13 protein-coding genes are annotated in these 11,440 nt (G+C 69.4%); 1 reads left to right on the top strand and 12 read right to left on the bottom strand.

Annotated features, from left to right (window positions below; translation table 11 throughout):
- The first annotated feature begins 289 nt into the window (after positions 1 to 289).
- Entirely contained in the window at positions 290 to 535 is a 246-nt protein-coding gene (locus AC0IWM_RS20735) for a hypothetical protein (protein WP_471758087.1), read from the top strand.
- A 39-nt stretch (positions 536 to 574) separates the two neighbouring features.
- Here the strand turns inward: AC0IWM_RS20735 and AC0IWM_RS20730 are convergent, their stop codons facing one another.
- From AC0IWM_RS20730 to AC0IWM_RS20675, 12 genes are all read right to left on the bottom strand, one after another.
- Positions 575 to 952: a VanZ family protein gene (locus AC0IWM_RS20730; protein ID WP_471758085.1), complete on the bottom strand. Its 378-nt coding sequence runs from the start codon at positions 950 to 952 to the stop codon at positions 575 to 577.
- A gap of 205 nt (positions 953 to 1,157) precedes the next feature.
- On the bottom strand, positions 1,158 to 1,529 hold the full coding sequence (locus AC0IWM_RS20725) for an aspartate/glutamate racemase family protein (RefSeq protein WP_471758083.1): 372 nt from the start codon (positions 1,527 to 1,529) through the stop codon (positions 1,158 to 1,160).
- On the bottom strand, positions 1,529 to 1,918 hold the full coding sequence (locus AC0IWM_RS20720) for an aspartate/glutamate racemase family protein (protein WP_471758081.1): 390 nt from the start codon (positions 1,916 to 1,918) through the stop codon (positions 1,529 to 1,531). Before AC0IWM_RS20720 ends, AC0IWM_RS20725 begins: the two co-directional genes overlap by 1 nt.
- Positions 1,919 to 1,946: 28 nt before the next feature.
- Positions 1,947 to 2,687 carry an aspartate/glutamate racemase family protein gene (locus AC0IWM_RS20715; RefSeq protein WP_471758079.1) on the bottom strand — a complete coding sequence of 247 codons (741 nt, stop codon included), beginning with the start codon at positions 2,685 to 2,687 and terminating at the stop codon, positions 1,947 to 1,949.
- Between the two features lie 124 nt (positions 2,688 to 2,811).
- Positions 2,812 to 3,417 carry a cysteine hydrolase family protein gene (locus tag AC0IWM_RS20710; protein WP_471758077.1) on the bottom strand — a complete coding sequence of 202 codons (606 nt, stop codon included), beginning with the start codon at positions 3,415 to 3,417 and terminating at the stop codon, positions 2,812 to 2,814.
- Positions 3,414 to 5,465 (bottom strand): hydantoinase/oxoprolinase family protein, encoded by a 2,052-nt coding sequence (locus tag AC0IWM_RS20705; protein WP_471758075.1) that lies wholly within the window; start codon positions 5,463 to 5,465, stop codon positions 3,414 to 3,416. Before AC0IWM_RS20705 ends, AC0IWM_RS20710 begins: the two co-directional genes overlap by 4 nt.
- Entirely contained in the window at positions 5,462 to 7,195 is a 1,734-nt protein-coding gene (locus tag AC0IWM_RS20700; protein ID WP_471758073.1) for a hydantoinase B/oxoprolinase family protein, read from the bottom strand. The genes AC0IWM_RS20705 and AC0IWM_RS20700 overlap by 4 nt, the downstream gene beginning before the upstream one ends.
- The gene (locus tag AC0IWM_RS20695; RefSeq protein ID WP_471758071.1) at positions 7,192 to 8,079 is read right to left on the bottom strand and encodes an isocitrate lyase/PEP mutase family protein; all 888 of its coding nucleotides are present in this window, start codon (positions 8,077 to 8,079) and stop codon (positions 7,192 to 7,194) included. Before AC0IWM_RS20695 ends, AC0IWM_RS20700 begins: the two co-directional genes overlap by 4 nt.
- A gap of 31 nt (positions 8,080 to 8,110) precedes the next feature.
- A complete protein-coding gene (locus AC0IWM_RS20690) occupies positions 8,111 to 8,812 on the bottom strand; it encodes an ABC transporter ATP-binding protein (RefSeq protein WP_471758069.1) in 702 nt (233 codons plus the stop codon).
- Positions 8,805 to 9,554: an ABC transporter ATP-binding protein gene (locus AC0IWM_RS20685; protein WP_471758068.1), complete on the bottom strand. Its 750-nt coding sequence runs from the start codon at positions 9,552 to 9,554 to the stop codon at positions 8,805 to 8,807. Before AC0IWM_RS20685 ends, AC0IWM_RS20690 begins: the two co-directional genes overlap by 8 nt.
- The gene (locus AC0IWM_RS20680) at positions 9,554 to 10,540 is read right to left on the bottom strand and encodes a branched-chain amino acid ABC transporter permease (RefSeq protein ID WP_471758066.1); all 987 of its coding nucleotides are present in this window, start codon (positions 10,538 to 10,540) and stop codon (positions 9,554 to 9,556) included. The genes AC0IWM_RS20685 and AC0IWM_RS20680 overlap by 1 nt, the downstream gene beginning before the upstream one ends.
- A complete protein-coding gene (locus AC0IWM_RS20675) occupies positions 10,537 to 11,409 on the bottom strand; it encodes a branched-chain amino acid ABC transporter permease (protein WP_471758064.1) in 873 nt (290 codons plus the stop codon). The genes AC0IWM_RS20680 and AC0IWM_RS20675 overlap by 4 nt, the downstream gene beginning before the upstream one ends.
- Between the last annotated feature and the right edge of the window lie 31 nt (positions 11,410 to 11,440).

Genomic DNA, 11,440 nt, shown 5'->3' with positions numbered 1-11,440 from the left:
GCATTCCGCCAGACTCGCAGGACAGGCCTCAAACCAAAACCCCACGCGGACTCAACCGTCAGACCTCAACCACTAGGCGGACCGCGCCCGTGGTCGCGCCAATCGTCCCGGAGACCGGCGCCCTGGAGGCCGCTGCCTCGGTCCAGGCTCCCGATGCTCGACTATGCCTGACGTGACGGCCACGTTTGCAGTGCAACTCAAATGTTGCAAAGCACAAAACTGCCTTTTATTTCTTCTTGTATCCTACATATACCTAGGTAGTCTGGTCGGCGTTGATGTCGGTGTGGAAATGCTTCTGATCTGTTTCGCCTCGCTCGGTGCCGCCGCAAGTCAAGCCGTCCGCCTGCCCGGGCTTCTTCTCATCGTCCTGGTGCTGGCGCTCGCCATCGGGCTCGAGGGCGTGCTGGAGCAGCGGTCCTTCGGGACGGTGCTGGCGGATGCCGGCTGGATGCTGGTGGCGGTCGAGGCGACCTACGTCGCGACGTCCCTGCTCTGGAACGCCGAGCCGTCGCCCGTCTCCCATCGCAAGGCCTGACCGGACATGGGCCGGCGAGCCGGCCGCCGCCGCCGAGGGTCAGCGCCCCAGGATCCGGCCCCTGATCAGCAGCCGGGCCAGGACCGTGCCGCCCAGGGCGCCGAGGACGGCCCCCGAGCCGCTCGCCGCGAAATCGATGAACTGGGCGGTCCGGCCGGGAATCCAGAGCTGCCCGATCTCCAGGACGGCGCCCAGGGCGACGAGGGGAAGGCCGATGCGCCACCAGGGCCGCCCGTGGAAGCCGAGGACGAACAGGCCGGCCGTCCCGCAATAGGCGATGGCGTGCTCGAACTGGCCGGGCAGCGACGTCCGCGCCTCCCAGTCCCGCGGGATCCACGAGAGCCAGACGAGGGCGCCGACGCACAGCCACGCCGCCGCGCGGAACACTCTCGGATGAACGGCGCCGATCTGCGGCATGACGGATCCCCCTCTCGCGTGCCGGTCGCGGGCGGCTCCGCCAGCGCGCGACCATCCACCCTCCTGCCTCAGGAGGGACAAAACGCAAGCCATGCCCCTTCGTTCAGGCGACGGCGTGCCCCGATCCTGCCGCGCGTCACGCCCGTGCTGGCGATGCCGGGGACCCCGCTGGAGCAGGGCGACCGGCCGGCCCGGCCGGGTCTCGTCAGCGTGCGGCTGCGGCGCGCGAGACGATGTCGCGAACCAACGCGTCCTTGCGCGTCTCCGGTCTCGGATAGGCGTTCCGGCTGTGCGTGAGGTCGAGGGCCAGCAGCGTTTCGGCAAGCTTGTAGGAGAGCGGTCCAGGATTGACGACCGGTACGGGCAGATGCTCGGCGAGATAGGCGGCGGCGCCGTGCATGGTGGTGGAGCCGAGGATCACGACGTCGGCGCCGTCCTCCTCGACGCAGGCGCGGGCCGTTCGCAGCATGAGGGGGAAGGTCGCGTCCTCCTTGCCTTCGGTGAGGTTCACGAAGTCCGGCTCGACGTCGAAGGAGCGCACCGAGGCGCACTGCCGTTCGAATCCGTAGTCCCGCATCACCTTCCGATACCGGGGCAGAGCGGGTTTCCACTGGGCGAGGCGGAGAAGCGGTGCCCCAGCGTCAAGGCATGCAGCATCGACGCCTTGCCGGGACCGATCACTGGAATCGTGAGGACGGAGCGCAGCGCTGCCATGCCGGAATCGCTCATCGTGTCGATGACGATGGCATCGAACCCGTCCACCTCCGCCGAAAGCCCGGCCTCGTAGATGCCGAGATCCATGAGAAGCCAGTCCTGCGGGCCGCTGAAGGAGGTAGGCCCGATCCGTACCGGGCGGAACACCAGGTCCGTGCCGGGGTCGAGGGCGACCTGTCCGCCCTGCGCCGCGCGGCGGGCGACGCCCGCCGCGTCGAGTGGAAAGGGATTGATCACGAGGATGCGGGGCATGGGGCGCCTTCGTCGGTCGGGGAAGGGGTCAGGCCATCGCCGCGAAGAGATCGAGCCGGGGCGCCAGCGGCGCGGGATAGGCGCTCCTCGCGTGGGGGAGGCGCAGCTTCAGCGCCGCGTCCGCCATGCGATAGGTCAGCGGGCCGGGATTGATGACCGGCACGGGCAGACGCTCGGCGAGATAGGCGTGGGCCTCGTGCATCGTGGTGGAGCCGAGGATGATGACGTCGGCACCGTCCTCCTCGATACAGCGCCGCCCGGCATCCAGAAGGGCGGGGAAGACCTCCTCCTCGCGCCCGCCGAGAAGGTGCTGGTTGTTGGGCACGAGATCGGCCGAGCGCAGGGAAACACATTTGTCGGCGAGGCCCAGCTCGCCGAGCGTCTTGCGATGGAGCGGCCGCCAGCGGTCCCACATGGACAGGATCGAGAAGCGCTCGCCGAGATTGAGCGCCAGCAGCATGGCGTGGCGCCCCGGCCCGATCACCGGGATCGATAGGACGGAGCGCAGCGCGGCCATGCCGGAATCGCTCATCGTGTCGATGCACACCGCGTCGAAGCCGCGTGCCTCGGCGTCGTGCCCGGCCTGAAGGATGCCGACATCCGCGAGCAGCATGTCCTGCTGGCTGACGTAGGTCTCGGGCGCGATGCGCACGGCCTCGAAGGTGAAGTCGATGTCGGGGCCGAGCCGGACGGCGCGAAGCTGGGCGCGCCGCTTGTCCAGATTGTCCGGCGACATCGGGAAGGGAACGATCACGAGCACCGTGTGCATGGAAGCCTCCTCGAAGGGTCGGGTCCCAAGCGGGCGCGCGCTGGGCCGCCAACGCTTCACCCGGCTTGGCGCCTTGGTCCGTCACGGGTCTTCGACGCAAGATCGGGACTTGCGTGAAACCGGCTCAGAGCGCGGCCAAGGCCTCGGCGATGGGGGTGACGGCGGCGACGGGGCGTAGCGCCGCCATCGCCTCGTCGTGGACGGTGGTCGAGAAGGCGGCGCATCCATCGGACAGGACCGTCAGCCCGAAGTCACGCACATGGGCCTCGCGCACCGTGGAGGCCACGCCGCCATTGGTGACGATCCCGGCGACCGTCAGATGCTCGACGCCGCTCTTGCGCAGCACCCATTCGAGCCGGCTCATGTAGAAGGCCGAATAGGCGATCTTCTCCACCGCGACATCCTCCGGCCCCAGCTCATCGACGAGCTTCTGGCCCCAGGAACCAGGCGCGAAGTCCCCTTTGCGCAGGAAGGGCCGAAGCGCCCGGAGATGCGGCGAGACGATCGGGTCGCCGCCGCGCCCCGGAACGAGGGTGAAGAGCGTCGAGACGACGAGCCCGCCTTTCGCGCGAAAGCTTCGGGCGAGCGGGGCGAGACGCGCCGGCAGCGCGGCGATGTCCGCCGACCGGGCGCCCCCCCTGGCATAGGCCCCGTCAGGATGGAGGAAGTCGTTCTGGAGATCGACGAGCAGGAAGGCCCGCCGCTCCATCGGGGGAAGGGAGAGGCTCATGCGCAGACCGCGATGACCAGATTGCCGAGCGCATCGACGCGGGCGCAGAGGCCGGGATTGACGACCGTGGTCGCGTCCGGCTGCTCCAGGATCGCCGGACCCTCGATCACCGTGCCGACCGGGATCGCCAGGCGGTCGTAGATCGCGGTGTCATGCCAGGCGCCGTCGAACCAGACGGGCCGGGCGGGGCGGCGCGCCGCCTCCAGCGAGGCGTCGTCCCCGGGCGCCAGAGCCGATAGCTCGAAGCGCGGGCGCCGCCCGACGGCGCTGGTGCGCAGATTGACGATCTTGGCGTCGATCCCGTCGAGAAGGCGGCTGTAGCTGCGCCGATAGGCTTCGCGGAAGGCCGCCGCCACGCCCTCGGCGGTGAGCGTACCGAGGGCTTCGGCGGCGATCGGCACCGCGATCGTGTGCGTCTGGCCGAGATAGTGCATGTCCAGCTCGAACAGGACGTCGAGCCGTTCGATGAAGAGGCCGGAGGCGGAGACGACGGCACGCGCCGCCTCGCCCTCCGCCCGCATCCGGGTCACCAGCGCCACGGCGTCGAGGTCCGACAGGAGGAGGTTGACGGTCCGGACCTGGTCATGGCGAACGTCGGCGATGACGCAGCCGAGTGCCGAGGTGACGCCCGGGAAGCGCGGGACGAGCGCGGCCCGGAGGCCAACGTCCTTGACGAGGGCGCCGGCATGGAGCGCGCCGCCGCCGCCGAAGGGCACGGCGGCGAAATCGGCTGGATCGTGGCCGCGTTCGATCGAGACGAGGCGGATGGCCCCGGCCATGCGCGCGTCGGCGATGCGGACGATCGCCTCGGCCGCCTCCATCGTGCCGAGGCCCAGCGGCCTGGCCACATGGCGCTCGATGGCGCTGCGCGCGGCCTCGACGTCGAGCGTGCGGCCCGTGGAGCCGATCGGCCGCTCGGCGTTGATGCGGCCGAGCACGACATTGGCGTCGGTCAGCGTCGGCCGGTCGTTGCCCGCGCCGTAGCAGACCGGGCCGGGCCGCGAGCCGGCGCTTTCCGGGCCGACCTGCAGCATGCCGCCGGCATCCACATGGGCGATGGAGCCGCCGCCCGCGCCGATCGTCGAGATCTCGATCATCGGCGTGCGGATGACCAGGCCGAAGTCGATCGTCGTCTGGGCGGCCAGCGCGGTCCTGCTGTCGGCCACCAGCGAGACGTCGAAGGAAGTGCCGCCGAGATCGCCGGTGATGATGTTCGGGAAGCCGGCGGCTTCGGCGATGGCCGCCGCCGCGATGACGCCGGCAGCGGGGCCGGACAGGGCGGTGCGCACGGGCAGCCTGCGGGCCGTGTCGGTCGACATCGCGCCGCCGTTGGACTGCACGATGTGGAACGTGCCTTCGAAGCCGTCTTCGCGCAGCGCCGCGTCGAGCTTGCCGAGATAGCCGCCGACCACCGGCTGGAGATAGGCGTTGAGGACCGTGGTCGAGGTACGCTCGAACTCGCGAATCTCCGGCAGGATCTGGGTCGAGGCGACGAGGGAGCCGTTGGGCCAGACCCGGGCCGCGGCCTTCAGGGCGCGCATCTCGTTTGCCGGGTTGGCATAGGCGTTGACGAAGACGATCGCGAGGGCCTCGGCGCCTTGCGCCAGAAGCTGGCGCGCCACGGCCTCGACCTCCGCCTCGTCGACGGATTCGCGGATCGTGCCGTCGGCCAGCGTCCGCTCATCGACCTCCAGGCGCATGTCGCGCTCCACCACGGGCACGAAGTCACCCCAGAGGCCCCAGGTGTTGCGCCGGTCGCGGCGACGCATCTCCAGGACGTCGCGGAAGCCGCGCGTGGTGATGAGCCCGACCCGGGCGCCCTTCCGCTCCAGGAGCGCGTTGGTGCCGACCGTCGTGCCGTGCACGACCGAGGTCAGCCCGGCCACCGCCCCGAAGCTCCGGAGCCCCTGAAGGAAGCCCACGGCCTCGTCGCCTCTGTTCGAGGAAACCTTGGCGGTTCGGAAGGCGCGGGCCTCCTCGTCGTAGTAGAAGAGGTCGGTGAAGGTGCCACCCACATCGACGCCGACGATCCGTCCGAGCGCGGTCATGCAGCTTCTCCCTGGCGCGGGCCGCGCGTTCGGGCGGCTTCGAACGTCCCGTCCTCGCCGATGGCGAGGCCATAGGTCCCGAGCGCCGTCTGCCGGCTGACGAAGCCGAGGCGCACGTCGCGGGCGACCGCCTGCGGATCGCGCGAGAGCGGATCGCCCCAGCCGCCGCCGCCCGGCGTCTCCAGCCGGATGCGCTCGCCCCGACCGACTTTCAGGTCCGTGATCTTGGAGACCATGGGAGGCGTGCCGCCGCCGCCGCCGCCCGTCCAGCCGAAGCGGTTGAGCGCGGCCGGTCCGCCCCCGGAGACGCCGAACGGCGCGACCTTGCCGCGCTCGCCGAGGAGCGCCACGTCCGCCGCCTCCAGGAGCTCGATTTCGTAGACGGCGCCGACCCCGCCACGGTGCTCCCCGGCACCGGCCGAATCCGGCCGCAGCGCCCACTGGGTGAACATCACGGGATAGGCCGCCTCCATGATCTCGGCGGGCGGAATGGTCGCCGTGGAGATCGGGCTGTTGGCGTGGTTCAGCCCGTCCGACTGCGGATTGCCGCCCAGGCCGCCGCCGAAGAACGAGAACATCACCCAGCGGCTGCCGTCCCCGCGAAATCCGGACATCGACAGGGCGTTGATGGTGCCGAACGGCGCGGCGGTGGCGCGGGCCGGGTCGGCCTGTGCCAGCGCCCCCAGGATCACGCCGATGAGGCGCAGGATGGTCTCGGTGTAACCCGCCATCGGCTTCGGGGCCTTGGCCGCGAGCAGCGTCGTCTCAGGAATGACGAAGCGGATCGGCCTGAGGCAGCCGGCATTGGCCGGAACTTCGACGAAGACGTGCTTGAGCGCGACGTAGCAAGCGGCGACCGAGGTCGCGTAGGAAATGTTGATGGGTCCGAGCACGGGCGCCGAGGAGCGGGAGAAGTCGAGCACCATGGTGCCGTCCTCCACCGTCAGGTCGAGGGCGATGGTCAGCGGCTCGTCGATGATGCCGTCATTGTCCAGCACGTCCTCGAAGGCATAACGGCCGGGCCGGAGCGTGGCGATGGCCGAGCGCATCATGGTCTCGGCGCGGTCGGAGAAGATGTCGAAGGCGCTGCGGATCACGGCCGTGCCGTACTGGTCGAGCAGGGCGAACAGGCGCCCTTCGCCCAGATCCAGCGCGTTGAGCTGGCCGTTGAGATCGCCCCAGTTGGAGCGCGGCACGCGCGAATTGGCCTCCAGGATGGCGATGACGTCGCCACTCAAGCGCCCCGCCGCGATCAGCTTCACGGGCGGGAAGCGCACGCCCTCCTGGAAGCTCTCGGTGGCCTTCGGGTTGTAGCCGCCCGCGACATTGCCGCCGATGTCGAGCCAGTGGCCGACCGAGGCGAGCCAGCAGAACAGCGCGCCGTCACGGAACACGGGCCGCACGAGGCGGAAGTCGTTGAGGTGGGTGCCGCCGCAATAGGGATCGTTGAAGAGGAACGTGTCGCCCGGCTCCAGCCCGCCCTCGCGCTCGACCTTGTCGATGACCGCGCGCACGGCGAAGGACATGGCGCCCACGAAGATCGGCAGGCCCGTCGTGCCCTGCACCAGGGTGTCGCCGGTCGTGGCATGGTAGAGCCCGTGGCAGGCGTCGCGCGCCTCGGCGATGATCGGGTTGAAGGCCGAGCGGCAGAGGGTCGCGTCCATCTCGTCGGCGATCTGTTCGAGCCGTCCCTTGAGGACGGCAAGGGTCACCGGGTCGATCGCACTCATGCCGCTTCTCCCGTTTTGCGCGAGGCCTCGCCGGAATAGGTCTCTCCGAGCGCCAGAAGCTCGGGCGTCCCGATGCTCGCGTTCAGCCCGTCGAAATCCTTCATGCGACCGGCGAAGGGCCGGTTCGTCCGATGCTGGGCGAGCGAGGCGTAGTAGTCCTCCGCCGAGCGAGCCACGGCGCGCACGATGCCGCCGGGAAAGATGACGATTTTGAAACCGAGCGCGCCGAGGTCGTCGGCCGAATGAAGGGGCGTCGTGCCGCCCTCCACCATGTTGGCCAGAAGCGGGATCCGGCCGGCGAAGGCCGCGCCGACCTTCGCCAACTCCTCGCGGTCGCGCGGAGCCTCGATGAAGAGGACGTCCGCCCCCGCCTCCTCGTAGAGGTGGGCGCGATCCAGCGCCGCCTCGAAACCCTCGACCGCGATGGCGTCGGTGCGCACGATCAGCAGCGTCTCTTCGCTGGCGCGCGCATCAATGGCCGCCTTCACCTTGCCGACCATCTCCTGTGCCGAGATCAGGGACTTGCCCGCCAGATGCCCGCAGCGCTTGGGCAGGCTCTGGTCCTCCAGTTGCAGGGCATTGGCGCCGGCCCGCTCGAAGAGGCGCAGCGTGCGCTGCACGTTGAGCGCGTTGCCGTGGCCGTTGTCGGCATCGACGATCAGCGTGGCATCCACGCGGTCACGGATCAGCGCGACGGTTTCGGCCATCTCCGTCATGGAGACGAGGCCGATGTCGGGACGCCCGAGCCTGGTGTAGGCGACGCCCGCACCCGAAACGTAGAGTGTGGGGAAGCCGGCCCTGGCGGCCAGGAGGGCGCTCATCGCGTCATAGACGCCGGGCGCGACGACGACGCCCTCCTCGCGGAGGCGATGTTTCAACGACATCAGGACTTTCCTCGTAATCGGCTGGGCGTGTTCAGAGCCCGAGATAGGTTTTTCGAAGTTCGGGGTTTTCGGCGACGGAGGCTGCGCAGCCCGAGATCGCGACCTCGCCGTTCTCGATCACGTAGGCCCGTCCGGCGATCTCCAGCGACTGCACGACGTTCTGCTCCACCAACATGATGGCGAGCCCCTGCGCGTTCAGGCGGCGGATGAGGTCGAACATTTCCTCCACCAGAAGGGGCGACAGGCCGAGCGAGGGTTCGTCGAGAATGAGAAGGCGCGGTTCAGCCATCAGGCCGCGGCCAATGGCCAGCATCTGCTGCTCGCCGCCCGACAGGGTGCCGGCAATCTGGCTCTCGCGCTCCTTCAGCCGGGGGAATGTCTCGAAGACGCGCGCCAGATTGGCCGCGCGGTTGCGCTTCCCGCGTCCGTAAGAGCCGAGTTCGAGATTCTCGCGCACCCGCAGGTTGGGAAAGACGCGACGGCCCTCGGGCACCTGGATCAGTCCGGCCGCCACGATCTGGCAGGGACGGCAGTTGGTGATGGTCTCCCCGTAGAAGCGGACGTCGCCGCCGCGCGCTGGCGTCAGCCCCGACAGGACCATGTTCAGCGTCGTCTTGCCGACGCCGTTGGAGCCGAGCACGGTGACGATCTCGCCGTCGCGCACGTCGAGATCGACGCCACGCAGGATTTCGGTGCCGCCGTAGCCGGCCTTCAGGCCGCGGACCTCAAGCATGGGCGGGGCTCCGCGTCGGAGCGAGGCGCGCGGCGGCCCCCGGTCCGAGATAGGCCTCGATGACCGCGGGGTCGGCGACGACCTCCGCGGGTGTGCCGGTCGAGACGATCCGTCCCTGCGCCAGGACATGCACGCGATCGCACAGGCTCACCACGGCCTGCATGACGTGCTCGGTCATGAGGATGGTCACGCCCGCGTCGCGGAGCGAGCGGATGACCGGGATGATGTCGCGGATCTCGGACGGGTTGAGCCCGGCCAGAACCTCGTCGAGCAGAAGGAGGCGCGGCTCCGTCGCCAGTGCCTTCGCAACCTCCAGCCGCTTGCGGCCCGCGACCGTCAGGTCCGAGGCCGGCCGGTCGAGATCGCCCGTCAGGCCGACGCGCCCGGCGACGTCCCGCGCCAGATGCTCGGCCGCGGTACGATCGCGGTGCCACAGAAAGGCGCCGACCGTGACGTTCTCGATGATCGACAGCCCTGCAAAGGGTTTCACGATCTGGAAGGTGCGCCCGATCCCGTGCCGGGCGAGGACGTGGGCGGGACGGTTGGTGATGTCCTTGCCCTCGAAGAACACTTGGCCCGTGGTCGGCCCGAAACTGCCCGCGACGATCGAGAAGAGCGTGGTCTTGCCCGCGCCGTTCGGTCCGATCAGGCCGGTGATGGAGCCTGTCTCGACGGTGAAGCTCGCGTCCTTGATGGCCTGGAGGCCACCGAAGCGCTTGCCGACGGATCGAACCTCCAGCATCAGACCACCTTTCGAGAGGAAAGCTGCCCGGGCTGGCGACCGGGCACGTGCCGGCGCCTGGCGAGGCCGATGAGCCCGCCGGGCATGAAGGCGATCGCGACGAGGAGGACGGCGCCGTAGAAGGCGAGGTCGATGCCCGGCACGCCGCCGACCATCGCCTTGGCGAGTTCGCCCAGGCCGTGGAGAGCGAGGGCGCCCAGGACGGGCCCCAGGACCGTGCCGAGGCCGCCGACGATGCTGGCGAGCAGCGCCTCGACCGAGATCCAGCTTCCGAAGGCGACCTGCGCATCGATGTAGAGGAAGTTCTGGAGGTAGAGGACGCCGGCGGCCGCGGCGAGCCCCCCGGACAGCGCCATCGCCTTGAGCTTGACCGACAGGACGTCGACGCCGAGCGCGCTCGCCGCTTCCTCGTTCTCGCGCAGGGCCACCAGGTGGGCGCCGAAGCGCGAGCGGCGGATCGCGGCCATGCCGAGGAGACCGGCCGCCACGACGAGCAGGACCAGCCAGTAGAAGACGGTCCGGTCGGAAAACTGAAGGTTGCCGGCCCCGATCTTCAGGGGCAGCAGCAGCCCGGCCGCGCCACCCGTGACATCGAGCGCGTTCGTCAGGACGCGGAACACCTCCGCGAAGGCCAGCGTGACGAGGGCGAAATACGAGCCCCGCAGCCCGGCACGGAAGGCCAGGAAACCGATGCTCCACGCGAGCGCCGCACCGGCGGCGACGGCGACGGCCAGCCCGCTCCACGCGTCCAGCCCCAGCCGCATCTGACACAGGGCCGAGACATAGGCCCCTGCCCCGAAGAAGGCGGCGTGACCGAAGGAGAACTGCCCGCCGAAGCCGCCCAGAAGGTTCCAGGCCTGCGCGACGATCGAGATGATCAACGTCACGATGAGAAAGTTGAGTACGACGTTGGATTGCGTGACGATCGGCGCGAGAGCCAGGAGGGCGACGAGCCCGAGGGGGGCGAGAAAGGGACGGCCTTTCATGCGCGGGCTCCGAACAGGCCCGCCGGACGCAGCAGGAGCGTGAGGATGAAGATCAGGAAGATGCCGATCTGACCGAGGCTCTCGCCCAGGATCAGGCCGCTCAGGCTTTCCACGACGCCGACGATGAGGCCGCCGACCAGCGCCCCGACGATCGAGCCCATGCCGCCCAGGACCACGATCGTGAAGGCGACCAGGACGAAGGTGTTGCCGATGCGCGGGTTCACGTAGAAGGTCGGCAGAAGGAGGCAGGCGGCAATCGCGAGACACGCGCAGCCCAGCCCGAAGGTGACGGCGTAGATGTGCTTCACATCGATGCCCTGGAGCGCTGCGCCGACCTTCTCCTTGGCGACGGCGCGGATCGCCCGGCCGGTGTCGCTGCGCGCCAGGATGAGCCAGAGGACGGCGGCGGTGAGCAGCGAACCCAGCGCGCTCCAGACCCTGGCGGTCGAGAGGAGATAGGGGCCCAGCTCGTAGACGTCGAAGGAATGACCCGTGTTGAGCGAGCGCATCTCCGAGCCGAAGCCGGCCAGAAGAAGGTTCTCGATGATGATGGACAGTCCCAGCGTGACGAGAAGGATGTTCTCGTCGGACCCATGGCTCGACGGCCCGATGATGAAGCGCTGAAGAGCGTATCCAGCGCCGTAGAAGGCGGGCGTCAGCACCAGGACAAGCATGTAGGGGTCGAGGCCCGTGGTCCTGTTCAGGATGAGGACCGCGAACATCGCTGCCGCCAGAAGGGCACCGTGGGCGAAGTTGATGATGTGCAGAACGCCGTAGACCAACGTCAGGCCCAGCGCGATCAGCGCATAGATCGCGCCGTTCAGAAGCCCGTTGATGACGGCTTCGACGATGATGTCTGGGGAATACATGTCAGATCCTCGGCCGGTTCGGGAAGCCGGC

This window comes from Methylobacterium sp. AC433, from assembly GCF_979253015.1.
Note: the sequence above shows the minus strand (reverse complement) of the source record. Positions and strands in the feature narration are given on the sequence as shown.